Below are 25,287 nucleotides of genomic sequence, written 5' to 3' on the forward strand. Positions count from 1 at the left end.
GGCAAGGCAACAAGAGAGCACTCCCGACCCAGGCTGACTCGCAGGGTCGCGAGTGGGCCAGCATGGTGTCAGGCCTCGGCCGCCGCAGCGATGCGCGCGTAGTGCTGGATCAGGCTCAGCAGCTCTTCGTCCGAATAGGGCTTGCCCAGGTAATGGTTCACACCCAGCTCCATCGCGTGCTCGCGGTGCTTCTCAGCAATCCGCGAGGTGATCATGATGATGGGCAGATCACGCAAGGCACCGTCTGCCCGGATGTTGCGCGCCAGATCGAAGCCGTCCATGCGCGGCATTTCGATGTCGGACAGGACCACCGTCGGGCGCTCTTCCTGCAGACGCTCCAGCGCCTGCAGGCCATCGGCCGCCAAGGCCACACGGTAGCCTTCGCGCTGCAGCAGACGCTGCGTCACGCGGCGCACGGTGATGGAATCGTCCACCACCAGCACCAGCGGCACCTGGCTCAGTCCCGACAACTGCTGAGACACGACGGCCTTACCCGTGCCGCCTGCGGCGGGGGTGTCGGGCGCTGGTGCCATGTCGGCACTGGCCGCACGCACCTGGTCGCCATACACCGTGGCCAAGGCCACCGGGTTGTAGATGAGCACCACGGCACCCGATGCCAGCACGGACATGCCCGCCAGACCTGGCAGACGGGACAGCTGCGGCCCCAGGTTCTTCACCACCACTTCCTGGTTGCCCAGCACTTCGTCCACGTGCATCGCAACACGCTGGGCAGCGCTTCGGAAGATCACCACCGGGCGGGTCTTGCCCGCTGGCTCGGTGCTGCGGGTGGACGACTGCAGCAGGGCTCCTGACCAGAAGAACGGAATTTTCTCCATGCCGTCGTCAAACACGCCGGTACGGTAAGCCTCTGCCAAGTCAGGTGCCGAGGTGCGGCGGACGATCTCGACCACGTTGGCTGGAACGCCGATTGCCAGATCACCCGAGCGCAGCATCACCACCTGCGTCACTGCGGTGGTCAACGGCAGCACCATGCGGAATGCCGCGCCTTTGCCCGCCTCGGTGGAGGTTTCGATGCGGCCGCCCAGCGCATTGATCTCAGCACGCACCACGTCCATGCCGATGCCACGCCCTGCCAGACCAGTCACTTCTGAGGCCGTCGAGAAGCCTGGCATGAAGATCAGGTTGGCCGCATCCGCATCGCTCAGCTCCACGCCGGGCTCCACGATGCCCTGAGACACGGCCTTTTCGCGAATGCGCGGCAGGTTCAGACCCGCTCCGTCATCGCGGAACTCGACCGATACGTCATTGCCTTCGTGGTGCAGATCCACCGTGATGGTGCCCGACGCTGGCTTGCCGGCCGCCGTGCGCACTTCAGGCTCTTCAATGCCGTGGGCCACGCAATTGCGCAACAAATGTTCGAAGGCGGGCGTCATGCGGTCCAGCACGCCACGGTCCATTTCGATGGAGCCGCCGGTGATGTCCAGCTTGATCTGCTTGCCGGTTTCCTTCGAGGCCTGGCGCACCACCGCGTACAAGCGCTCGGCAATCCCCTCGAACTCCACCATACGTGTGCGCAGCAGATCCCGCTGCAGCTCACGCGCCTGGCGGCCTTGGGCAATCAAGTCATCTTCAGCGCCTTCCATGGCGCGTTGCAGATTGCGCTGCACCGTGGCCACGTCATTGACCGACTCGGCCATCATGCGGGTCAACTCTTGCACCCGTGTGAAGCGGTCGAACTCCAGCGGATCGAAGCCCGCAGCAGAGTCCTTGGACAGCGCCAGACGCGACTGCATCTGAGATTCGGCCTGCACCTCGATGTCGCGCAACTGCTGGCGCAAGCGGTCCAGATTGCCCGACAGATCGGTGAGTGAGCTGCGGAACTGGCCCAGGCGCGCGTCCAGGCGCGAACGGCTGATCATCACCTCGCCCGCCTGGTTGACCAGGCGGTCCAGCAGCTGTGCACGCACGCGCACCGACTGGTTGGCTGCCACCCGCAGGGGCGCCAGCTGGGACGGTCCGGGCAGGCGCACGGCCGGAGCCGTTATCGCCAGAGGCTTGGCAGAAGATGCTGCCGCCGAGGGGACGGAGGCTTCGGCCGCATCCGCCACATTGGCGCGCAAGGCCGGTGTGGCTTCGACCGGCAGAGTAACCACTGTGTCGGAAGGTCCCTGACCAATGGCACGCAGCGCCTCGAAGTTGGCTTGCAGTCCATCGAAACTGCCTTGCAACGGCTCGATCTGGTCGGCCGTGACGGTTTCTGCGTCCAGCTGCTCGATCGCTGATTCCAGCCGGTGGGCCATTTCGCCCAGGCGCATCGCCCCGGCCAGTCGCGAACTGCCCTTGAGCGTGTGCAGGGCTCGCAATACTTCGCTGCGGGCGCTGAGGTTGTCGGGGCGCGACGCCCATTGGCGCAACGCACCACCGAGCTGGGGCAGCAACTCGGCCGCCTCTTCCTCGAAGATGGGGAACAGGTCAGGGTCGATGACGTCGATCGCATCGATGTCGTCGTCCGCGTCCGGGATCGAGGCAATGGCGTGCGCGATGGCATCGTCAATGTGCTGATCGTGGTCGTGGATGACTGCAGACAGCGCGGGCGCCACATGGCCCACCACAGGGGCAGGCACAGCCGGTGCAACAGCCTCAGGCTCTGCATCCACCCCCGGCACCTCCTCCACCGGCTCAGGTGCCAACTCGGCCGCAGCAACTTCGGACGCTTCCTGCTCTGCGGCGTCGAGGTAGGCCTGCGCATCTTCCTCGGGTGGAGACTGGGTGCTGACCACCTCGGTTTCCAGAATCTGGCGCAGTTGGGCCAGCACTTCCGGGCTGGGCTCTTTGAGGAACCCTGCAGCAAACTGGTGCAACAGGCGACGGATGTCTTCCGCTGCTGCCATGAACGCAGCCGCTTGCTCCTCGGTGCCACCCGACTGCAGCTGCACATGCTGCAGCGTGTGCTCCAGCACTCGGGCCATTTCGGACAGCGCGGTGAAGCCCACCGTGGCCGAACTGCCGGCGAGCGAGTGCGACAGGGCCACCGCCGTGTCAGGCAGCGGCTCATGCAGTTCCAGCGCCCATTCCTGCAAACAGGTCACCAAGCGGCGAGACCATTCATCGGCCTCATTCAGGTACACGTTGTACAGCGGGATACCGATGCGCAGCGTGTCGATGACCTTCACCGCATCGTCGCTGCCGCCTTCTTCCTGCGGCAGGGCATCGAGCAGATGCGCCACTTCTTGCGCGGGCTCTACTTCAGCGATCAGGTCGTCTGGCAACGCTTCGGAACCGGCCACAGCCACGTCCTCGGGGGCAGGTGCAAGCAGTTCGGCAGCCTCGGCCGACTCGGCCGACTCGGCCTCCAGCAGCTTCTCCAGCTCAGCCACGTCCAGGGCTTCCAGCCCATCCGAAGGAATGCGGGCCTCTGTATCCACCGCGTTTTGCGGTTCGGCGGCATCGAGCACCAGGTCTTCTGGCAGCAATAGTTCGTCGCCCAGGGCGCCTGCGGGCGCTTGCAGCGGCGCATCGACAGCTTCTGCGTGATCCACTGCGGGCACAGGCGCTTCCGCAGACACAGGTTCCACGTCAGGCAGCTCCAGGTCGAGGACAAAGTCCACGCTGGACGGATCGACCACAGCTGCGGGTTCCTGGGCAGACTCGTTCAAAGCTGCAGTGAACACCGAGAAGTCGATCTCCTCGGCCACTTCCGGGGCAGCGTTGGCGCTCTCGACGGGCTGTTCGGGAACATGCTCGGAGATCTCGGTGGCCTGGAAATCCGGCACTGTCAGTTCTTCGCTGAGCACATCGGCGGAGAGGGCATCCACCGGCTCTGGCGCGGCTTCGGCAAGCTCCGGCGCGGCCTGTGGTGCTGTAGGTTCAGGCGAAATACCGCCACCCGATGACATCGCCAGCGGTACCAGCGTGCCATCCAGGCGCATGGCGTCTGCCGACCGGCGGAAGGACTCAGGGTCCCAGCCCGTCGCGCGGCCTGCGGCGATGTCGTCTGCCCAGCTGCTGAAAGCATGCAGTGCGTCGGTGGACAACTGCAACAAGCTCGGCTGCATGGGCTTTTGTTCGGCCAGCCAGACGTTGAGCACCTGCTCCATCGACCAGGCTGCTTCGCCAAAGTCGTTCAGCCCCACCATGCGCGAGCTGCCCTTGAGCGTATGGAACGCACGGCGCAGTGTGGTCTGCTCGCTCAGGTCACCAGGTTCACCCCGCAGCTGCTCAATGGCAGCCAGGCCGTTGACCACCACTTCGCGTGCCTCTTCGAGGAACACGTCGAGCAGTTCATCTTCGACATCAGGCACTGGAGCGGGCGCAGCCGCAGCCGCCGGAGCGGCTGCTTCCAGCGGTACGGGCGCGGCAACGGCGGGAACGTCAAAGGAGATGTCCGGGGCCAGGCCTGCGGGCTCTGCCGCCACGCTGGCATCGGCTGCGGGGGCCGACTCAAAATCAGGGAACGGCGCAAAGTCCGTGGGCTCGCTGACAGGCTCCTGCACCGGAAAGCGGGGAATCACGTCTGGCACCAAGGTGGCAGAACGCTCTTCCAGCTTGGCAGGCGCTTCTTCCACAGCATCAGAGGCGCGCGCACGGGTTTTACCCATGAGGATGCGCAGTTCGCCCAGTTCTTCGTCGTACACAAAGAGCTTGCGCGCCATGGTGCGCTGATAGCTCAGCATGTCGATCAGGAAACCCAATGCGCCCAGGCTGTTACCCAGCTTTTCAAACGCGCTTTGGCGTTCTTCTTCGGGCACCTCGTTGATCAGCAGACGCTCCACCGTGTCGCGCATGCGGACCACAGCCAGTGATGCCTGATCCAGCCCCAGCACCGACAGCACGCCACGCATCTGCGCAAGATGCCCTGGCACGGTCGCCAGCACACCAGTGTCCTTCGGGTTGCGGAAAAACTGGTCCATGGCCTTTTCGGCCTCGCCCAGGGTCACCCGGAGCTCATCGACCACGCTGCCCATGGTCTGGTTGTCGCTGACCCGGCGGTACAGCTCTTCCATCCATTGTTCAAGGGGTTCGGGTTCGGCACCCGCCGTGACCGCATCCAGACGCTCTGCAAGACGGCTGGCGCGGGCTTCCATCTGTTCGTCTGCCGTGTCCAACTCTTCAAAAGCTGCCTGCAGGTACAGCACGGAGGTGGCCACTTCCATCGCCAATGCGGGCGACGGGGGTTCGCCCGACCGGGTGGTTGAATCCAGGGCACGCGTCAGCGCCTGCGCCAGGTTCTCACTGCCCGGATGGAGCTTGCGCAGCGAATCGCACACCAGGCTGAACTGGTCTGCCGCTGGCTTGAGTTTGTTGCGGTCGCCACCCGCCAGGGCAGACCAGGTTTCCGTGGCCGAGGCAATGCGCTTGCGCGCCTGCGTCAGCACCGCCGGGTCAAAACGTCCGAAGCGGGCAGTCTCGTAGTCCACCGGCTTGAAGCGGTCCAGCGCAAAGGCCTGACGGACAGCACGCAATGAGGGCGCTGCGTCCTCTGCCAGATCGGCCACCTTGGCCTGCGAGCAGAAGAACAGCAGGTCCTGCACCAGCCGGTCGGCGATCGTCGGATCGCCCTTGGCCAACGTGGCGTACTGCATGAGCACACGGGATGCCACGCGCTTGACGTACACATCTGGCGGCAAAAGGCCCGAGCCAAACGCATCGAAGAAACCCGCGCAAATTTTCCAGAACGCACGCGCCTGCCGATCTGTTTGTGCGGCCACAAAGCCCAGGCAGGTGTCGCGCAGGCTCAGGGCGGCCTTCAGGTCCCCCGACTTGACGATGCGCAGCACAGCTGCATCCAGCCGCGCCCGCGCCTCGGGACCGTAGGGCAGAGGTGGGCGCGACACCGCACCTTCGGGTTCACGGAAACGGCGCTCTACCGGCCACAAGTCAGCGGGATGAACACGGTCAGCGCCTGCCAATGCCTGAGCATCGCGGTACTGCGGAAACAGGGCCACGGGCGATACGGCTTTGCCCGCCAGCACGGTTTCCAGATATTCGATCAGCGCAAAGCTGGCGCGCTCGATCACGGCGGCAGCGTCATCGCTGCAGGTTTCGGGGCGCTGAACAAACTTCTGCACCGCCGATTCCATGGACCGCAACACCAGCGCCGGAGGACCCATGCCCACCATTTCCAGCGCACCACAGGCTTGGTGCAGTTGCTGGCGCGCAATGCGCAGGGGGCCAGCGTCCAGCGCCGCCAGATCGGACTCGCGTGCTACCTCGGCATCACGCACAAAGCGCCGCATTGCCTTGACAGCACCGTCCAGCGATTTGCGCAGCTCGTCAAGCACCCAAGCCAAAGGACCCAGGTCCTGATCTCCCTGGGTCCCGTCGGCGGCCGGTGCATTGTTGACATCAATAGATGACATGGATTCGTCCCCGGCTGCAATGAGCCAGCTGGTTGATGACTAACTGCTGCGTCAGGCGATCTTGAAACGTGCCACCGATTGGCGCAGTTCCTCGGCCATGTGTGAGAGCTCGCGCACCTGTTGCGCTGTGGTGCGGGTACCTTCACCCGTCTGCTCGGTCACCGCAAAAATGTGCTGGATGTTGTCGGCCACTTCGTTGGCCAGAACAGCTTCCCGGGAAGTCGAAGACGAAATCTGCTCAATCAGTTCGGCCAAACGGCGCGACACGCGGTCAATCTCGGTCAGCGCAGTACCAGCGCTGTCGGACAGGCGTGCCCCTTCCACCACACCCTGCGTGGAGCGCTCCATAGCGGCCACGGCATCCTGGGTATCGGTCTGAATGGCTTTCACCAGGGCAGAAATCTGGCGCGTCGCATCGGCCGAACGTTCAGCCAGACGCTGCACTTCTTCCGCCACCACCGAGAAGCCGCGACCGGCTTCACCAGCGGATGCAGCCTGGATGGCAGCGTTCAGGGCCAGCACGTTCGTCTGTTCGGTAATGTCAGAAATCAGCTCGGTAATTTCACCGATCTCCTGCGACGATTCACCCAGGCGCTTGATCCGCTTGGAGGTGTCCTGGATCTGGTCACGGATGGAGTTCATACCGCCGATGGCGTTCTGCACGGCCTGCAGACCCGAGTCCGCGGCTTGCAGCGACTGACGGGCCACCGTGGCGGACTCTTGCGCTTGTGTAGACACCTCGTTAATGCGAGTCGCCATGTCCAGAACGGAGCGGCCGGTTTCGCGAATTTCACGCAGCTGCTCGGTCGATGCCGCCAGCAGTTCGGTCGAGGTGTTGTCCACCTGGGCAGTCGTCTGCGCCACGCGGGTCGCCGTGTTCTGCACGCTGCCCACCAGCTGGCGCAGCTCTTCCACCGTGTAGTTCACCGAGTCGGCAATGGCACCGGTGATGTCTTCCGTCACGGTGGCTTCTTGCGTCAGGTCACCTTCAGCGACCGACTGCAGTTCGTTCATCAAACGCAAAATGGCGGCCTGGTTGGCGTCGTTGACGCGCTTGGCTTCCTGCTCCTGGCGCTTGGCGTCGCGTTGCTGGTTTTCAGCCGCTGCCTGACGGCCACGGCTGTCCAGCAGCTGGACGCGCGAAATGCCGATACCGCACAGCAGCACAAACAAGCCTGCCAGCGCCAGAGCGGCGAACTGGCCAGCGCCCAGACCGGTCTGGGCGGACAGCTTGCTCTGCAGACCTTCCAGCTGGCGGCGCAGTGGCTCGCTGTCGGCAATGATGGCGGACTGTGCTTCGCGGGCAGACACCAGACCTTGCAGGTTGCCCAGAATCGCGCTGGCCTGGGTCCGGGTCTGTTCGTACAGCTTGATCAGCGCTTCCAGTTGTTCGCGGGTCTGCGCATCCTTGGTGGCCGACAGGCGCAACTCGGGGCTGCCTTCCAGCAGGCCCTGCGCGATTTCCTTGAAGGAGTTCAAGTCCTTGCCCAACAGGAACACGGCCTCAGGGCTCACGCCTTCCATGGTCTGGAACTCGTTGGCCGACTTGCCGATACGCTGGGTCAACATCACCAGCTGGCCTGCGGCGGAGATTTCGGCAGCGGGCGCATTTTGTTGCAGCTTGAGCGAGGAGACCGTTTCAGCGATTTCCAGCAGGTCGGACGACTGGCGGTTGATGGTGCGCAGAGCGTCACCCACTTGAGTCAGGATCTTTTGCTGACCCATCACCACGCTGGCGTTGCGCTCGGCGCGCTCCATCAGGGGGTTGACGGCGTCCAGATCGGGCTTGAAGGGCTCACCCAGCGACTGCACACCCAGCTCGTTGTCACCGGCATTCAGGGCGCGCACGTTGCGGGCCAGCACGCCAGAGCTTTCCACCACGTCCGGGAAGGCCTGTGGGCTACCCACCAGCGCCTGCGACACCGACTTGGCAAGACGTTGCGACTGCATCAGCGACTGGCCGGTAGCAGCCAATTGCTGTGCGGAACGGTCGGCCTGCTGCAGCACCCAACCGGCAATCAGCGCCAGCACCACCACACCCACGGCCAGCAAGGCCAGCAGTCGGCGCTGATGGCCGGCAGCGGTCGAGCGGCCCAGCAGGGGCAGGCTGATGAGGTCTTCTTCGGCCTCGGGCGCGGTCAACTCGGGCGTGTAGCCGTCGGGATCGCCCTGGACGCTGTTCATGGCTTCGGCCTGGTAGGAGTCGCGCAGTTGCGAACCATCCAGAGCCCCCGTGGCCAGGAGATCCTGCCCATCGTCGGTCGCGCCGGTGGCTGCGCCGGTGTCAGGCGTGGCGGGTTTCCGGTTGAACAGTTTTCCAAATTGATTGACGACGGACATGGTGCAGCCTTACAGAAAAACTCAAGCACTGATGCTCAGGAAAGCGGGATGTTGGGACAGGATCTGCAAGTTCAGCTCCTGCCAGCGTGTGCCACTGGAATCGATATAGGTGGTGCCGAAGAAGCTGGGTGAATCCTCGGCGGGCGGCTCGGACGACACAAACGCATCCGTGCCGCGCAGACCGGCGAGGCGGTCCACCAGCAAGGCAGCATTAACGTCGAGCGCCGCATTGAATGCCAGCAGGCTGGCCTCGGACAGGGCTTGCTCGGTGCGTGCTGCGGTGGACCCCAGCAACCCAGCCAGATCCACCACCCCCACCAAGCCACCTCGCAGGTTGGCCACTCCCAGAAACCAGCTCTGGGTGTAAGGCACGGCCTGCACCGATACCCAGGGGAAGATCTCCCCGGACTGCCCCAGGGGCAGCAAATAGAAATTCCCGGCGGACTCTACAGCCAGCCAGGAGGACACAGACGTACCTTCGGACCTTGCAGCCTGCAAACGGCTGGCAAGTCGGGTCTGGAGCTCCCGTAGGGCTTCGCGGTTTGCCATGAGCGCGCCGCTGCCTCAGTTCAGAGCGTCAATTTTGGCCTGCAGCTCTGCGGGATCCACCGGCTTGGTGATGTAGCCGCGCGCACCCTGGCGCATGCCCCAGACACGATCGGTTTCCTGATTCTTGCTGGTGCACATGATGATGGGCACATCAGCGTAAAGGGGGTCGCGGGTAATGGCACGCGTGAGCTGAAACCCGTTTTGGCCCGGCATCACCACATCCATCAGGATGAGGTCAGGCTTTTCTTCGGCCAGACGGCGAAACGCCTCTTCGGCATTTTCTGCGGTACGGACTTGCATGCCTTTTTTCTGAAGCAGGTCCGTCAAAAACATCAACTCGGTCTTCGAGTCGTCGACGACCAATACTTTCTGAATGGGCATTACATGGCTCCTTGTTGGGAATTGCCAAACTGCTGCACTGCCTGCAACAGCTGGTCTTTGGTAAACGGCTTGGTGAGATATTCCTGGCAGCCGACCATGCGCCCACGCGCCTTGTCGAACACGCCGTCCTTGGAGGACAGCATCACCACCGGGGTATCTGCGAAACGGGCGTTGCGCTTGATGATGGCGCAGGTCTGGTACCCGTCGAGCTTGGGCATGAGGATGTCGCAGAAAATCAGCTGAGGCTGGTAATCGTTGACTTTGGCCAAAGCATCAAAGCCGTCGTCGGCCAACAAGACTTCGTGCCCCCCCTGCTTGAGAAAAATCTCGGCGCTTCGACGGATGGTGTTGCTGTCATCCACCACGAGCACTTTGAAAGATGCGCCTGTTGTAGTCAATTGTCACTGCTCCCGATGGAGAAAATAAACAACGCAGCAGCGATTGGTGCTGGAGCGCCTCAGATCTGGACCATCTCGAAATCTTCCTTGCGGGCGCCACATTCTGGGCAGGTCCAGTTCATCGGGACCTGATCCCATGGGGTGTTGGGTGGAATGCCGTGTTCGGGAGACCCCTCAGCCTCGTCATAAATCCAGCCGCAAATCAAACACATCCAAGTTTTAAAGTCGGTCACAGCTTAAAGGGCCTTCACATAGAATGCAACGATTGTATCTAGTGATCTCCGCGGCCTGCAGCTTCCGTGCCACCCCTCCAGCAGGATCTGGTCCATGACCATCAAAGCCTCCCTTCCCCCCCCAGAAATCCCAGATATTGACGACGATGACGCGGAGGAAGCGAGCCCGGCCTGTGTGCTGGTGTTCAATGCCAGCGACCCCAGCGGAGCCGGCGGACTGACCGCCGACATCACCACCATCGCCTCGGTCGGCGGACATCCGATCGCCGTGGTCACCGGGGCCTATGCCCGCGACACCGCTCAGATTTTTGACCACTTCAGCTTCGACGACGAGGCTGTGTCCGAGCAGGCGCGGGCCGTGCTGGAAGACCTGCCCGTGCAGGCGATCAAGGTCGGCTTTGTGGGCAGCCCCGAGAACATCAGCACCATTGCCGAGATCACGACCGACTATGACGAAGTCCCCGTGATCGCCTACATGCCCAACCTGTCCTGGTGGCGGGACGAGCTGATCGACGAGTACCTCGACGCCTTCCGCGAGCTGCTGCTGCCCCAGACCTCGGTGTTGGTTGGAAACCACAGCACCTTGTGGCGCTGGCTGCTGCCGGACTGGACGGGCGAGCGCAGCCCCACCGCCCGGGACATTGCCCGCGCAGCGTCCGAGATGGGCGTGCCCTACACATTGGTCACTGGCATCCCCTTGCCCGAGCAGTTCGTCGAGAACGTGCTGGCCTCGCCGCAGACCGTGCTGGGCAGTGGCAAGTTCGAGCTGTTTGACGCCACCTTCTCGGGCGCGGGCGATACGCTCTCGGCCGCACTCACTGCCCTGGTGGCCAGTGGCAACGACTTGGGCGAAGCCACCAGCGAAGCGCTGGGTTACCTCGACCGCTGCCTGGACGCAGGCTTTCGCCCCGGCATGGGGCATATCGTGCCCGACCGCATGTTCTGGGCACAGCCTGAGGACGACGAGACCGACGGCGACGAAGAAGAAACCACGATTGATGAAACACAGGCCCTGGAGGGTTTTGTGATGCCACCCCATGACACCAAGCACTGATCTCAATATTCCCCTGTTCGAACGCGCCAAGGCGCTGATCCCCGGAGGCGTGAATTCGCCCGTGCGGGCCTTCAAGGCGGTCGGAGGCACACCCCGCTTCGTCAAGCGCGCGCAAGGCGCCTACTTCTGGGATGCGAACGACCAGCGCTTCATTGATTACATCGGCTCCTGGGGCCCGATGATCCTCGGCCACGGCCACCCCGCCGTGCTCGACGCGGTGCAGAAGGCTGCGCTCGAAGGCTTCAGCTTTGGCGCCCCCACCGAGCGCGAAGTCGAGCTGGCCGAGGAGATCCTGAGCCTGGTGCCGTCCATGGAGATGATTCGTCTGGTCAGCTCGGGCACCGAAGCGGGCATGAGCGCCATCCGCCTGGCCCGTGGCGCCACGGGCCGCAGCAAGTTCATCAAGTTCGAAGGCTGCTACCACGGCCATGCCGACTCGCTGCTGGTCAAGGCCGGCTCGGGCCTGGCCACGTTTGGCAATGCCACCAGCGCAGGCGTGCCGCCCGAAGTGGTGCAGCACACCCTGGTGCTTGAATACAACAACGTCGCCCAGCTGGAAGAAGCCTTTGCCCTGCACGGCAAGGAACTGGCCTGCGTGATGATCGAGCCTATCGCGGGCAACATGAACCTGGTGCGCGCGAGCGTGCCGTTCATGCAGCGCTGCCGTGAGCTGTGTACCGAATACGGTGCGCTGCTGGTGCTGGATGAAGTGATGACCGGTTTCCGCGTGGCCCTGGGCAGCGCGCAAAGCGTGTACGCCAAGAGCATCCCCGGCTTCCAACCCGACATCACCGTGCTGGGCAAAGTGATTGGCGGTGGCATGCCGCTGGCGGCCTTTGGTGGCCCGCGCGCCATCATGGAACACCTCGCACCTCTGGGCGGCGTGTACCAGGCGGGCACGCTGTCGGGCAACCCGGTGGCCACGGCCTGTGGCCTGGCCACGCTGCGCGAGATCCAAAAGCCCGGCTTCTTCGATGCGCTGTCGGCCCGCACCCGCTCGCTGGTCGATGGCCTGCAAGCCGCTGCCACGGCGGAAGGCGTGCCGTTCTGCGGTGACTGCGAGGGCGGCATGTTTGGCTTCTTCCTGCTGCCCGAACTGCCGCAGAACTATGCCCAGGTGCTCCAAACCGACAGCGCGCGCTTCAACCAGCTGTTCCACGGTCTGCTGGACCGGGGCATCTACATTGCACCGGCCTTGTATGAAGCGGGCTTCGTGAGCGCCGCCCACACCGCCGACGACGTGGCAGCCACCGTGGCTGCTGCGCGTGAAGTATTCAAGACGCTCTCAAAATAATAGCTAGCAGCGCATATTGCACTAGCGCTTCCTGTCAATTTGGCACCGAATGGCCCTCCCGAGGGCCATTTTTCATGGCGACGAGGCTTGTGGCGGACAGTCACAGCAGTCCGCGCAGTTCGCGGGCGGCCTCCTGCAGCAGCGGCAGCATGTCGCGCTGCAGGCTGCCCTCGTCCATCTGCTTGGGCGACGCCACCACGTTGAGCGCCGCCACCGTATGGCCCTGCAGGTTGCGCAGCGGCACAGCCAGCGCGTGCACGCCCAGCTCGTGCTCCTCCACGGCCAGGCAATAGTCGTCCCGCCGCACCTTGGTGATCACCTGCCGCAGCGGGCCTACCTGCGTAATGGTTTGGGGCGTGAGGCGGTGCAAGGGCCGGTTCTTGAGCCAGGCGGTCAACTCCGCCGGGGGCAGCGCCGCCAGCAACACGCGGCCGGTGGACGTAGGGTGGGCCGGCAGTCGCGCGCCCAGGTGCAAGCCATAGGCCAGCACCCGCGACGGCGCGCCATACACGCCGCTGCGCGCCACGATCACCACCTCATCCCCATCCAGCACCACCGCCGAGAATGACTGCTGGGTCTGGGCTGCCAGCCGGTTCAGCGTGGGTTGCAGCACGCGCGGCAGCCGGGCAGACGCAAGGTAGCTCCCCGAAAACCGAAGCACCTTGGGCGCCAGCCAGAAGTAGCTGCCATCCGTCTCCAGATACCCCAGGTGCGCCAGGGTCAACAGGTGCCGCCGCGCCGCCGCCCGCGTGAGGCCGGTGCGCTGCGCCGCCAGCGTGGCGTTCAGACGCTGGCGCTCGGTGTCGAAACTCTCCAGCACGGCCATGCCTTTGGCCATGCCTTCGATGAAGTCTGCCTTGGCAATGGGGGTGGAAGCCATGGGGGTGACGGGTTAGGGACCGGGGAATTGAGCGGGGTTCGAGCGCCGGGGCTACCGGGGCCCTGCAGCGACCCGGTGCACTCACCACCGGGCCTGACCACCCGCATCACCCCGGAGACTGCGCGATCATCGCACAAAGCATCGACTGATCGCACGCAATCGGCAGCGCCGGATATCGCTTTGATCTGGATCAACCTACGCTCAAGGCCACTGGTTTTCGGTATCTCCCCAGCTCCCCACCCCATTCCCAGAGGTTTCCCATGCGCACCCAGGTTGCCATCATTGGTGCCGGCCCCGCCGGCCTGCTGCTCGGTCAGTTGCTTCACAAGTCCGGCGTTGACGCCGTCATCATCGAGCAGCGCAGCCCCGACTACGTGCTCGGCCGCATCCGCGCTGGCGTGCTGGAGAAGGTCTGCATGGACCTGCTGGACCAGGCGGGCGTGAGTGCCCGCGCCCATGCCGAGGGCCTGCCCCACGACGGCATCGAGCTGCTGTTCAAGGGCCAGCGCCACCGCATCGATTTGCACGAGCTGACCGGCGGCAGTCGCGTGACGGTGTACGGCCAGACCGAAGTCACGCGCGACCTGATGGATGCGCGCGCAGCGGCCGGCCTCACCACCGTGTACGACGCACAGAACGTGCAAGTGCACGACTTTGACGGCCAGCACCCACGCGTGACGTACGAAAAAGACGGCCAGCCCCACGAGCTGGCGTGCGACTTCATCGCGGGCTGCGACGGCTACCACGGCGTGTGCCGCGCCAGCGCGCCGGCCGACCTGCTCAAGACCTATGAGCGCGTGTACCCCTTTGGCTGGCTGGGTGTGCTGGCCGATGTGCCACCGGTGTCGCACGAACTCATCTATGCCAACACCGAACGCGGGTTTGCGCTGTGCAGCATGCGCAGCGCCACGCGCAGCCGCTACTACGTGCAGGTGCCTACGACTGACAAGGTCGAGAACTGGACCATCGACCAGTTCTGGACCGAGCTGGGCAACCGCCTGGACCCCGAGGCCCGCGCCAACCTGGTGACCGGCCCCGCTCTGGAGATGAGCATCGCCCCGCTGCGCAGCTTTGTGGCCGAGCCCATGCGCTTTGGCCGCATGTTCCTGGCCGGTGATGCTGCCCACATCGTGCCACCCACGGGCGCCAAGGGCCTGAACCTGGCCGCCAGCGACGTGGGTTATCTGTGGACCGCGCTGACCGAGTTCTACAAAGAAAAGTCAGCCGTTGGCATCGACACCTACTCCGACCGCTGTCTGCGCCGCGTGTGGCGTGCCGAGCGCTTCTCCTGGTGGTTCACTTCGCTGATGCACCGCTTTCCGGAAACTGGCGAGTTCGGCCAGAAGATCCAGGAGGCTGAGCTGGACTACCTGGTGCACTCCCGTGCGGCCTCGGTGTCGCTGGCGGAAAACTATGTGGGTCTGCCGATGAACTTTGGGGCCTGAGCCCTAACGGGCCTCCAGACCCGGCCGCCATCGCCATCACCGTTCAGCGGGCGGCAGATGCGGGCTCTGCGGCCGACGCGCCCTGTGCCGCGGCGGACGGCACTGGCAGCGACGCCAGCCACTGCGCCATCCCGCGCGCCTGGGCTTCCGTGACTTGCGGGTGGCGAGGCATCACGGTGCGCCCCCACTCGCCCACACTGCCGTTGCGGATCTTGCCGGCCAGGTAATCGACGGCGTCGGCGCGGTCGCGGTACCGCGCTGCTATCTGCTGGAACGACGGGCCTACGTAGTAGCGCTCCATGCCATGGCAGCGCAGGCAATCGGATGCCTCCACCAGGCGAGGTCCGGCCGGTGCGGAGGGCGGTGAGGCAGCGCTGCCTTCTGACCCGCCTGCACCCGACGCGCCCTGAGCGGCACTCGCAGCGCCTGGCCCCGGCTGCAGCATGCGCCAGCCCAGGTTGAGCATGCCCAGCACCACCAGTGCCATGAACACCATCAGGGCCCACCCCAGCCAGCGGGGCCGGGGTGGCGGGGTCTCATCGTCGCGGTGCATGCGCGCGCACCGCCGCGAGCCCCGTCGCGATACCCATCATCTCAGTGGCGGAAGTGGCGCACACCGCTGAAGACCATGGCCACGCCACGCTCGTTGGCGGCGTCGATCACTTCGTTGTCGCGCATCGAACCACCGGGCTGGATCACGCAGGTAGCGCCCGCATCAACCACCACGTCCAGGCCGTCGCGGAAGGGGAAGAAGGCGTCGCTCGCTACAACCGTCCCTTGCAAGGTCAGGCCTGCGTGGCCTGCCTTGATGCTGGCGATGCGGGCCGAGTCCAGGCGGCTCATCTGGCCCGCACCCACGCCCATGGTCATGCCGCCCTTGCAGAAGACGATGGCGTTGCTCTTGACGTACTTGGCGACCTTCCAGGCGAACAGCAGGTCTTCCATTTCTTCCAGCGTGGGCTGCTTCTTCGTCACGACCTTGAGGTCGATGAGCGACAGCTCGTGGTTGTCAGCGGTCTGCAGCAGCAGGCCCGAGCCAATGCGCTTGGCGTCCATGGCGTTGCGGCCACGTTCCCAGTCGGTCTTGCCACCGTGTGCGGGCAGCGCGATCTTGAGCAGACGCACATTGGCTTTGGCCTTGAAGATCTCCAGCGCCTCGGCGGTGAAGTCGGGGGCCATCAGCACCTCGACAAACTGTTTGCTCACCTGGGCCGCCGCCTGGCCGTCCACCACGCGGTTGAAGGCGATGATGCCGCCGAAAGCGCTGGTGGGGTCGGTCTGGAAGGCCTTGCTGTAGGCACTCAGCGCGTCCAGGCCCACGGCTACGCCGCAGGGGTTGGCGTGCTTGACGATCACGCAGGCGGCCGCTTCAAAGCTCTTTACGCATTCCCAGGCGGCATCGGCGTCGGCGATGTTGTTGTACGAGAGCTCCTTGCCCTGCAGCTGCACGCCGGTGACCAGGGAGCCGGGCGCGGGGTGCAGGTCGCGGTACAGCGCGGCCTGCTGGTGGCTGTTTTCGCCGTAGCGCAGGTCCTGCACCTTGGTGAAGATGCCGTTGCTCTGGCCGGGGAACTGGGTGCGCGTGGGCACATAGGTTTCCGACAGTTTTTCTTCTTCAAACGTGACGGACGAGAGGTAGTCGCTGATGGCGCCGTCGTACTGCGCGATGCGGTTGAACGCAGCCACCGACAGCGCAAAGCGCAGCTTGTCGCTGAGCTTGCCACCGGCCTTCAGCTCGGCCAGCACGGCCTCGTACTGGTCGGCCGAGGTGATCACGCCCACGTCCTTCCAGTTCTTGGCGGCGCTGCGCACCATGGCGGGGCCGCCGATGTCGATGTTCTCGATGGCGTCGGCCAGCGTGCAACCGGCCTTGGCCACGGTGGCTTCAAAGGGGTAGAGATTGACCACCAGCAGGTCGATGGTGTCGATGCCGTGCTCCTTCAATGCCGCCATGTGTTCGGGCAGCTCGCGGCGGGCCAGCAGGCCACCGTGCACCTTGGGGTGCAGCGTCTTCACGCGGCCGTCCAGCATTTCGGGGAACTGAGTGACTTCGGCCACCTCGGTCACGGGCAGGCCCTTGTCGGCCAGCAGCTTGGCGGTGCCGCCGGTGGACAGCAGCTTGATGCCCAGCGCGTGCAGCGCTTGCGCGAATTCGACGATGCTGGTCTTGTCAGAGACGGAGAGAAGTGCGTTCATGGTGGTGGTGCGGAGGTTTTGAATAAAAACGGGCTGTAGCGCTAGTGCATCATGCGCAAGCAGCTACAAAATAAATAGCAATCAGACAAACCCGGTCAGAGCAGCTTGTGCTCGACCAGCTTCTTGCGCAGGGTGTTGCGGTTCAGGCCCAGCCATTCGGCGGCGCGCGACTGGTTGTTGTCGGCCTGCTGCATCACGACTTCCAGCAGCGGCCTTTCGACCACACGCACCAGCATGTCGTACATGCCATCGGGCGTCTCTCCGCCCAGGTCGCGAAAGTAGCCCTGCAGGCTTTCGCGCACGCATTCTTCGATGTGTTTCTTGCTCATGCAACCAATCCCTCTTGTTCTTCTGTGTCGGCATCCACGTCGGTGGCGGCAGGCAGCCGGTCCATCTGTTGGCCCAGGGCGTCCAGGTAGTCGGCCACGGCCTGCCACTGTGTGGTGCAGTCTTCGATCGTATTGATATGTGCCCGCAAGGCCTCGCCGCCCGGCAGCGCGCGCAGGTACCAGGCAATGTGCTTGCGCGCACTGCGCACGCCGGTCAGCTCGCCATACAGGCTGTAGTGGTCTTGCAGGTGGTCCAGCAGCAGGCGCCGCACCTCGGCCACCAGCGGTGGTGCCAGGTATTCGCCCGTGGCCAGAAAGTGGCCGATCTCGCGGAAGATCCATGGCCGGCCCTGTGCGGCGCGGCCGATCATGATCGCGTCGGCACCGGTGGCGGCGAGCACGTCGCGCGCCTTCTCGGGCGAGGTGATGTCGCCGTTGGCCACCACAGGCACCTTCACCGCCGCCTTGACGGCCGCGATGGTGTCGTACTCCGCATGGCCCTTGTAGCCCTGCTCGCGCGTGCGGCCGTGCACGGTGAGCATCTGGATGCCCACGCTTTCAAACTGCCGCGCCAATGCCACGGCGTTCTTGTGCTCCTGGCACCAGCCGGTGCGCATCTTCAGCGTGACAGGCACGTTGAAGGGAGCGCAGGCCTCGACCACCGCAGCGGCGATCTCCACCGCCAGCGCCTCGTTCTGCATCAGGGCGGAGCCCGCCCATTTGTTGCAGACCTTCTTGGCCGGGCAGCCCATGTTGATGTCGATGATCTGCGCGCCGCGTTCCACGTTGTAGACCGCAGCCTCGGCCATCATCGGTGCATCGGTGCCGGCGATCTGCACGGCAATGGGCCCCGGCTCCCCTTCATGGTTGGCCCGGCGCGAGGTTTTGAGGCTGTTCCACAAATCCTTGCGCGAGGTCACCATCTCGCTCACCGCATAGCCTGCACCCAGCGCCTTGCACAGCTGGCGGAACGGCCGGTCGGTGACGCCCGCCATCGGGGCGACGAACAACCGGTTCGCCAAAGGAATGTGGCCAATTTGCATGGGCGGGGATAGGGAGGGGGAGGCAGCAACAGATGCTGAAAAAGGAGGCGGGATTGTACCTGCTCAAAATTTCAGCAACTGAAATGGAGCACACACCTTATCTATCTGACGGTCGGGCTCCATTGAGTCAGCCCACTAGACGCCTCCCTCGCCCCCTCACTCGGGCCCGGTGGCGCAAGCACCGCAGCGTCTCAACACGCTGAGTGCAGGTTCACCGTGCGGCGAGATCGGTGTCTGCAGCCTGTGCGGGCGGTACACCCCGCTGCGCGAAATGCCACCAGGCATCCGGCAGGTTGTCGAACTGATGGCGCGCCATGAGCGCCCGCAGCCACTGGCGGTTGTGCAGCACGTCCGGGGAGAAACCGCTGGCGCCCGCCGCCGCCTCCGAGCGCGCAGCGCCCGCCGGAGTGCCCATGTCCACGGCCTGCCCGTCGGCCAGCGGCCCGCGCACCGCCTTGTGGGCCTTGGTGCCATCCACCACCTGTACCTGCACCACCCAGCCACCGCTGGCGGTGTCGCAGGTGGCCTGCAGCGCCATGCCCTGGGATTGCAGCTCGCGGCCAATGCGCTCCAGCGCCGGCCGTGCGGTGGGCGCCCTGTCGCAAGGCGCTATCGGCGTGTGCTCCCAAAGCGTTGGACCGCCTTGCAGTCCAGGGCTGGGTACGGCGGCCCGCGGGCTGTGCACGCAGGCCGCCAGCAACAGGGCCATGGCGACCGAAGACCAGCGGGTCGCGGGCGGCAAGGCAACCGAGGGGTTCAAGCGGCGTGGTTGGGACGTTGTGGGCAATACCGGCATGGGCGACCTCCTGGGGTTGTCATTCAGGGCCAATGTGTTTTCACGATACAAAAGACGCTGCAACCCGGCCATGCGCCGATGGCGCGCTCCCCTGTAGGACAGATCCCCCTGGGGCACATGGAGCCCCACCCGCCCCCTACACTCGACAGCTATGGAAATCTGGATGCACCAGCTGCTCGAATGGTTGGCCCTGCCGCAATTCGGACTGAGCACAGTCTTTGTGGTGTCTTTTGTCTCGGCCACGCTGCTGCCGCTGGGCTCTGAGCCAGCTGTGTTCGGTCTCATCAAGCTCAACCCCGACCTGTTCTGGCCCTCCATCATCGTGGCCACCCTCGGCAACACCCTGGGCGGCGGCGTGAGCTGGTGGATGGGCCTGGGTGCGCACAAGGCGGTGGACAAGGCGCGCGGCAATGCCACCGAGGTGCGGGCGCTGAGCTGGCTCAAGCGCTTTGGCGCGCGGGCCTGCCTCTTGAGCTGGCTGCCGGTGGTGGGCGACCCGCTGTGCGCGGTGGCCGGCTGGCTCAAGCTGCCGTTCTGGCAGTGTCTGGCCTATATGGCCGTGGGCAAGTTCCTGCGCTACCTGGTGATGACGAGCGTGCTGCTGTACTTCATGCCCGGCCACCTGGCCCCGTAGCGGCCCGCCGGTGCCACCGGGTGTCAGTGTGGCAGCAGACGGTCCCAGTCCACGGGCACTGTGGTGTCCACGTGCAGCGTGATGGCCTCTTCGTGAGGCTGCAAGGGGTGGGCGCGGGCCCACTGGGCGTCCAGCACTGCCACGTCCGCCTCTGACGCACCGCCTCCCGCCAGCGCGCGCTGGCGGACGCGCTCGCGCAGCACCGGAAGGGGGGCCTCGAACGACAGAATGTGGCAGGGCACTTGCGCGGCAGCGGCCAGCTCCAGGAAAAGTGCGCGGGCATCACGGTCCAGCAAGGTGGCATCCACAATCACGCAGTAGCCTGCCGCCAGCACCTCGCGCGCCACTTGCGCCAGCCGCTGGTGCGTGCGCAGTGTGGCCTCTGCGGTGTAGATGCCGCCCGGTATTCCGTCGCTGGCAGCATCGGGCGCCAGGCCAAACAGGCGCTTGCGCTCCACATCGGCCCGCACGCGCACCATGCCACGCTGGCACGCCAAGGCCAGCGCATGGGTGCTCTTGCCCGCGCCCGAAAAGCCATGGGCCAGCCACAAGCTGGCAGGGCACGCCGAGGACCAGCGTGCAGGCCGTTGTCCTGCAAAGCCCGCCGCCAGCTCCAGATACCCCTCCACGGTTTGCGCAGCGTGCCCGCTGCCACTACCGCCACCGGTGGCGTATATCTGCAGGGCTGCAACCCGCGCCCGCACCAGGGCACGGTAACAGCCGTAGTAACGCAACACCACCAGGGCTGCGTAGTCCCCGGTGTGTTCGAGCCACCGGTTCAAGAACCGCCAGGCCAGATCCGCCCGACCATGGGCCGCGAGGTCCATCACCACAAAGGCGATGTCAGCCAGGCAGTCGATCCAGCGCAAGGCGGGGCTGAACTCCAGGGCGTCGAACAGCTGGGCCTCACCATCGATGAGCGCAATGTTGGCCAAGTGCAAATCGCCATGGCACTCGCGCACCCGACCGGCTGCCCGGCGCGCCTCGAACGTGGGGGCCAGGGCCTGCCCCTCATGCTGGCACCAGCTGGTCACCTGCGCCAGCAATGGCCCCTGACCAGGCAGTGCGCCTGCCACGGAGGGGAGCAGAGCCGCCAGGCAGTCACCCACCGGCGCTTGCACCGCCGCTGCTGTGCCCCAGGTGGTGGCGCCTGCGGCGACGGCGGCCGTGGCATGAAACTGCGCCACATGGCGCGCCAGCTGGTCGATCTGCGCAGGTGACACACGATGTGCGTCCAATGCGGTAGCGAGCAGTGCCTCCTGGGCAAAACGCCGCATCCACACAGCGGGCTCGGCGCCTGGTGGAGCGCCTTGCCAGGGCACCACCCGCAGCGTGGCCGAAGCATCTTTTGCCGCATCGCTCACCAAGCCGACAACGCGCAGGTAAAGGCCCGGCGCCGTCCGGCGGTTGATGCGCAGCTCTTCCTCGCAGGCCGCATGCCGCAGCGCCCGCGTGCTGAAGTCCAGAAAATCCAGCTGCAGTGGCTTTTTGAACTTGTAGGCAAAGTCACCGGCCAGCAGCACCCACGAGATATGGGTTTCTATACATTCCACGGGCTCCATCGGGTCTACCGGATGCGGGAAAGCCTGTGGTTGCTGCTGCAGCATGCGCACGCGCTGCTGGGCAGTGGCGAATTCGGCCGACAGGTCAACGGATGGGGACATGGAACGGACGCGGGGCCTGGGCTTCGGCACCCACGCGCAGGCGCAGCACGGTGCGATGCCACCCAACGCGCAGGTGGGAACAGACCCTCAGTGTGGGCACCGCAAGCCGCTTGTCAACCCGACCAGCACAAACGATAGCCTGCACACCGCCAGCCGCTGGCCAGAAACTACAAGAAAGCGTGGCCGCTGGGGATCGACAGGTCCGACAGCTGAGAGTCGCCTTTGGCGATGGGCTCCTCGACCACCACCTGGTTGCGCCCACCCTCCTTGGCCATGTACATGGCAGTGTCCGCCCGCGAAAAGAACTCCAGCACCGACTCGCCCAGCACATACTGGGTCACACCGATGGACACCGTCACGCGGCCTTTGAGCAGGCCCGTCCAGGCGTGCGACTCGACCTGGGCCCGAATGCGTTCGCAGGTGTTGAGCGAGGGCAGCAACGAGGTCGCCGGGAAGATCAGCAAGAACTCCTCGCCACCGTAGCGCCCAAACACGTCGCCCCCGCGCACGCCCTGCTGCGCAATGCGCGCAAAGGTCCGCAACACCTCGTCGCCCCCCAGGTGACCCAGCTCGTCGTTGATGCGTTTGAAATGGTCGATGTCAAGCACGGCCAGGCACAGCGGAATCCCGCTTTCGTCGGCCAGCTGTTTTTGTTCTTCGAGCGCCGCGAGAATGTAGCGGCGGTTGAAACAGCCCAGCAAAGTATCGCGCTGCGCATCTTCCTGGATGTTCTTGATCTTGCGGCTGGCCTGGTAGAGGCTGCGGTACAGCCGCTGCACGCGGCCCATGAGCACGATGAACGCTGGCACGGAGACAGCCAGCGCCAGCAGGTGCATCAGCTCCAGCCGCAGCAGGGCGTCGTTGCCCTGCTCTGCGTAGTGCGCGGCTGCCACTGCCGCATAAGCGCACAACACCCCGGCCGTCAACACCAGCAACGTGCGCCGGGGTACGGTAAAGATGCCATAAGCCACTGCCACAAACATGAAGGGGGCCAACAGAATCTGCGTGACAGGCTCCAGGTAGAACAACCCCAGCATGCCGCTGATGGAAGCCACCACGATGCCCAGCTTGAGATGGCGCAGCCGCAGTTTGTGGTGCAGACCCAAACGGAACAAGGCACCAAACACCGCGAAGCCCGCCGCCGTCAGACCGGCCAGCACCCACAGCACCTGGACCCCCACCACGCCCAACGCATAGAACCCCAGCAGGGCCAGGGCGTACAGGCCAATGAGCCCCGCCACAGCCCACCACTTTGACTGCGCACTGCGCTCTCCCCGGGGGCCAAAGCCATCCAGCGCGCGCCGTCCAGGTCGCACGGCGACTGAAGACGAATCGTCGAACTCCAGCACGGCATCGGTCAACGGGAAGGCATCCGTCGCCGAAAACAGGTTTTTGCGTCCAAAAAGCATGTGGTGGCGGGCTCTGGCCTGGATATGTGGGTGGGCGGTGCAGCAACACACGCGCAGCGCCCGTCAGACAAATCGCAGGATCTTACGCGTGGCTGACAGAATCGAACTGCGCGTTTTCCAGTAGCCCAGGCGACAGGGACCGCCCCCGGCGATTCAGGCCACCGCCATCCGCTGACGCGTCCACCAGCCCTCCACGCTGTACACCAACAGCGCGGCCCAGATCAAAACAAAACCCACCAGCCGCGCGGGCTGAAAGGCCTCGTGGTACACCCACACTCCCAGCGCAAACTGGAGGCTGGGCGAGATGTATTGCAGGATGCCCAGCGTGGACATGGGAATGCGCCGCGCGCCCGCGGCAAACAGCAGCAAAGGTACGGCCGTCATGGGCCCGGCCAACAGCAACCAACCCACAGTAGACGCATCGCCCTGCACCAGAGCGCCCTGTCCTTGCCAGCTCCACCAGGCCAGCACCACTGCCGCCACCGGCGCCAGCATCAGGGTCTCCAAGGTAAGCCCCTCCAGCGCGCCCAGCACTGCTACCTTGCGCAGCAGGCCATAGAAGCCAAAGGTCAGTGCCAGCACCAGCGCGATCCAGGGCAGGCGCCCTGCCTGCACGGCCAGCCACAGCACACCGGCCGCAGCCACCGCCACGGCCAGCCACTGCCCGGGCCGGGGGCGCTCGCGCAGGAACACGAAGCCCAGCGCCACATTCACCAGTGGCAAGATGAAATACCCCAGGCTGGCATCGACCACATGGTGGTTCTGCACCGCCCACACGTAGGTCAGCCAGTTGCCCGACAACAGCACGGCCGACAACGCAAATGCGCCGAGCACCCGCGGCTGGCGCACCACAGACGCCATCCACGCCCATTGCCTGCGCACGGCCAGCAGCCCCAGCACCACGGCCAGCGACCACAGCGTGCGGTGCATCACCACCTCCAGCGAGGGCACATCGGCCACCTGCTTGAAGTACAGCGGGAACAGCCCCCAGGCGACATAGGCGAGGGCAGCGTAGAGGATTCCTGTATTCATGCGTGAGAAACCATCAAAGAGTGAACGAAGGCATGGCCTTGCCCGGGTTGCTCTGGAGCGGGAAGCCGCCAGAAAAAATCCCTGCCCGCCCGGGGGCAGACAGGGATGACGGGCAACACAGCGCACGCAGGCCCCGAGGAGCCTGCAGCAGGGTCAGACGTTGAACAGGAAGTTCAGCACGTCACCATCCTTGACCACGTACTCCTTGCCTTCGGCACGCATCTTGCCGGCATCCTTGGCGCCCTGCTCGCCCTTGTAGGCAATGAAGTCCTCGAAGGCAATCGTCTGCGCACGGATGAAGCCGCGCTCGAAGTCGCCGTGGATCACACCAGCAGCCTGGGGCGCGGTGTCGCCAATGTGGATGGTCCAGGCGCGCACCTCCTTCACGCCAGCGGTGAAGTAGGTCTGCAGGCCCAGCAGCTTGAAGGCGCCACGGATCAGGCGCGCCAGGCCTGGTTCTGTCTGCCCCATTTCGGCCAGGAACATGTCGCGGTCTTCGTCGCTCATCTCGGCCATCTCGGCCTCCATCTTGGCGCAGATGGCCACCACGGGCGCATTCTGGCTGGCGGCATAGTCCTTGAGGCGGTCCAGGAACGGGTTGTTCTCGAAGCCGTCTTCACTCACGTTGCCCACGAACATCGCGGGCTTGGCCGTGATCAGGCACAGGGACTTGAGCAGCGGCTGCTCTTCCTTGGTGATTTCGACCGAGCGGGCGGGCTTGCCTTCGTTGAGTGCGGCCTGGATGCGGGTGAGCAGCGCCACCAGCTTGGCGGCATCCTTGTCGTTGCCCGACTTGGCAGCCTTGGTGTATCGGTTCAGGGCTTTCTCGACCGTGCCCAGGTCAGCCAGGCACAGCTCGGTCTGGATCACTTCGATGTCGGAGATCGGGTCCACGCGGCCCGCCACGTGGATTACGTTGTCGTCTTCAAAGCAGCGCACGACGTTCACGATGGCGTCGGTTTCTCGGATGTGGGCCAGAAACTGGTTGCCCAGGCCTTCACCCTGGCTGGCACCAGCCACCAGGCCGGCAATGTCCACAAACTCGACGATGGCAGGGACGATGCGCTCGGGCGAGATGATCTCGGCCAGTTGCTGGAGGCGGGGGTCCGGCACTTCCACCACGCCGACATTGGGCTCGATGGTGCAGAAGGGATAGTTCTCGGCGGCAATACCAGCCTTGGTCAGCGCGTTGAAAAGGGTGGACTTGCCGACGTTGGGCAGGCCCACGATGCCGCATTGGAGGCTCATGGCAGGGCTTTCTGGTGTTCTGGAGACAAACCGCCGATTTTA

At 64.9% G+C, this 25,287-nt stretch carries 20 protein-coding genes; 4 read left to right on the top strand and 16 right to left on the bottom strand.

Features of this window, described 5'->3' with window-relative positions:
- Positions 1-68 precede the first annotated feature (68 nt).
- From IB236_RS09945 to IB236_RS09970, 6 genes are read right to left on the bottom strand one after another with little or no spacing between them, the layout of a single operon-like run.
- Positions 69-6,320: an Hpt domain-containing protein gene (locus IB236_RS09945; protein ID WP_192420406.1), complete on the bottom strand. Its 6,252-nt coding sequence runs from the start codon at positions 6,318-6,320 to the stop codon at positions 69-71.
- A 51-nt stretch (positions 6,321-6,371) separates the two neighbouring features.
- Complete coding sequence (locus IB236_RS09950) at positions 6,372-8,660, bottom strand: methyl-accepting chemotaxis protein (protein ID WP_056746880.1); 2,289 nt, start codon at positions 8,658-8,660, stop codon at positions 6,372-6,374.
- Positions 8,661-8,681: 21 nt separating this feature from the next.
- Positions 8,682-9,209, bottom strand: a complete 528-nt coding sequence (locus tag IB236_RS09955) for a chemotaxis protein CheW (protein ID WP_056066233.1) — start codon at positions 9,207-9,209, stop codon at positions 8,682-8,684.
- A 15-nt stretch (positions 9,210-9,224) separates the two neighbouring features.
- Entirely contained in the window at positions 9,225-9,590 is a 366-nt protein-coding gene (locus IB236_RS09960) for a PleD family two-component system response regulator (RefSeq protein ID WP_005796104.1), read from the bottom strand.
- Positions 9,590-9,988 carry a PleD family two-component system response regulator gene (locus IB236_RS09965; protein WP_005796099.1) on the bottom strand — a complete coding sequence of 133 codons (399 nt, stop codon included), beginning with the start codon at positions 9,986-9,988 and terminating at the stop codon, positions 9,590-9,592. The genes IB236_RS09960 and IB236_RS09965 overlap by 1 nt, the downstream gene beginning before the upstream one ends.
- A 59-nt stretch (positions 9,989-10,047) precedes the next feature.
- A complete protein-coding gene (locus tag IB236_RS09970) occupies positions 10,048-10,200 on the bottom strand; it encodes a rubredoxin (protein ID WP_165836572.1) in 153 nt (50 codons plus the stop codon).
- Positions 10,201-10,315: 115 nt separating this feature from the next.
- On the opposite strand from IB236_RS09970, the gene IB236_RS09975 reads away from it, so the two are divergent.
- Together IB236_RS09975 and hemL are read left to right on the top strand one after the other, a co-directional pair.
- Positions 10,316-11,275, top strand: coding sequence for a bifunctional hydroxymethylpyrimidine kinase/phosphomethylpyrimidine kinase (locus IB236_RS09975; RefSeq protein ID WP_056746881.1), 960 nt, complete (start codon positions 10,316-10,318; stop codon positions 11,273-11,275).
- Positions 11,259-12,569, top strand: coding sequence for a glutamate-1-semialdehyde 2,1-aminomutase (hemL, locus tag IB236_RS09980; protein WP_056066239.1), 1,311 nt, complete (start codon positions 11,259-11,261; stop codon positions 12,567-12,569). The genes IB236_RS09975 and hemL overlap by 17 nt, the downstream gene beginning before the upstream one ends.
- Positions 12,570-12,669: 100 nt before the next feature.
- Here hemL and IB236_RS09985 read toward each other — a convergent pair whose 3' ends face one another.
- Positions 12,670-13,449 carry an IclR family transcriptional regulator C-terminal domain-containing protein gene (locus IB236_RS09985; RefSeq protein ID WP_056066242.1) on the bottom strand — a complete coding sequence of 260 codons (780 nt, stop codon included), beginning with the start codon at positions 13,447-13,449 and terminating at the stop codon, positions 12,670-12,672.
- 260 nt (positions 13,450-13,709) lie between these two features.
- On the opposite strand from IB236_RS09985, the gene pobA reads away from it, so the two are divergent.
- Entirely contained in the window at positions 13,710-14,894 is a 1,185-nt protein-coding gene (gene pobA / locus IB236_RS09990; RefSeq protein WP_192420408.1) for a 4-hydroxybenzoate 3-monooxygenase, read from the top strand.
- 43 nt (positions 14,895-14,937) lie between these two features.
- On the opposite strand, the gene IB236_RS09995 is transcribed toward pobA, so the two are convergent.
- From IB236_RS09995 to IB236_RS10015, 5 genes are all read right to left on the bottom strand, one after another.
- Complete coding sequence (locus IB236_RS09995) at positions 14,938-15,447, bottom strand: c-type cytochrome (RefSeq protein WP_192420424.1); 510 nt, start codon at positions 15,445-15,447, stop codon at positions 14,938-14,940.
- 41 nt (positions 15,448-15,488) lie between these two features.
- The gene (gene purH / locus IB236_RS10000; protein WP_192420426.1) at positions 15,489-17,090 is read right to left on the bottom strand and encodes a bifunctional phosphoribosylaminoimidazolecarboxamide formyltransferase/IMP cyclohydrolase; all 1,602 of its coding nucleotides are present in this window, start codon (positions 17,088-17,090) and stop codon (positions 15,489-15,491) included.
- 95 nt (positions 17,091-17,185) lie between these two features.
- Positions 17,186-17,419 (bottom strand): Fis family transcriptional regulator, encoded by a 234-nt coding sequence (locus IB236_RS10005; protein WP_015015597.1) that lies wholly within the window; start codon positions 17,417-17,419, stop codon positions 17,186-17,188.
- Entirely contained in the window at positions 17,416-18,462 is a 1,047-nt protein-coding gene (dusB, locus tag IB236_RS10010) for a tRNA dihydrouridine synthase DusB (protein WP_192420427.1), read from the bottom strand. Before dusB ends, IB236_RS10005 begins: the two co-directional genes overlap by 4 nt.
- 211 nt (positions 18,463-18,673) lie before the next feature.
- Positions 18,674-19,258, bottom strand: a complete 585-nt coding sequence (locus tag IB236_RS10015) for a M15 family metallopeptidase (protein WP_192420429.1) — start codon at positions 19,256-19,258, stop codon at positions 18,674-18,676.
- A 151-nt stretch (positions 19,259-19,409) separates the two neighbouring features.
- Here IB236_RS10015 and IB236_RS10020 point away from each other — a divergent pair, with 151 nt between their 5' ends.
- Positions 19,410-19,892: a YqaA family protein gene (locus IB236_RS10020; protein ID WP_116747895.1), complete on the top strand. Its 483-nt coding sequence runs from the start codon at positions 19,410-19,412 to the stop codon at positions 19,890-19,892.
- A gap of 23 nt (positions 19,893-19,915) precedes the next feature.
- Here IB236_RS10020 and IB236_RS10025 read toward each other — a convergent pair whose 3' ends face one another.
- The 4 genes from IB236_RS10025 to ychF all read right to left on the bottom strand — a co-directional run bounded on the left by IB236_RS10025 (position 19,916) and on the right by ychF (position 25,245).
- Positions 19,916-21,556 (bottom strand): bifunctional aminoglycoside phosphotransferase/ATP-binding protein, encoded by a 1,641-nt coding sequence (locus IB236_RS10025; RefSeq protein WP_192420431.1) that lies wholly within the window; start codon positions 21,554-21,556, stop codon positions 19,916-19,918.
- A 167-nt stretch (positions 21,557-21,723) separates the two neighbouring features.
- Positions 21,724-22,965 (bottom strand): diguanylate cyclase, encoded by a 1,242-nt coding sequence (locus IB236_RS10030; protein WP_099729333.1) that lies wholly within the window; start codon positions 22,963-22,965, stop codon positions 21,724-21,726.
- Positions 22,966-23,118: 153 nt separating this feature from the next.
- Positions 23,119-23,997: an EamA family transporter RarD gene (gene rarD / locus IB236_RS10035; protein WP_121942072.1), complete on the bottom strand. Its 879-nt coding sequence runs from the start codon at positions 23,995-23,997 to the stop codon at positions 23,119-23,121.
- Positions 23,998-24,150: 153 nt separating this feature from the next.
- Positions 24,151-25,245, bottom strand: coding sequence for a redox-regulated ATPase YchF (gene ychF / locus IB236_RS10040; protein WP_056746891.1), 1,095 nt, complete (start codon positions 25,243-25,245; stop codon positions 24,151-24,153).
- Positions 25,246-25,287 lie beyond the last annotated feature (42 nt).

The sequence above is a fragment of the Acidovorax sp. ACV02 genome (assembly GCF_014851475.1).
Lineage (GTDB): Bacteria > Pseudomonadota > Gammaproteobacteria > Burkholderiales > Burkholderiaceae_C > Acidovorax > Acidovorax delafieldii.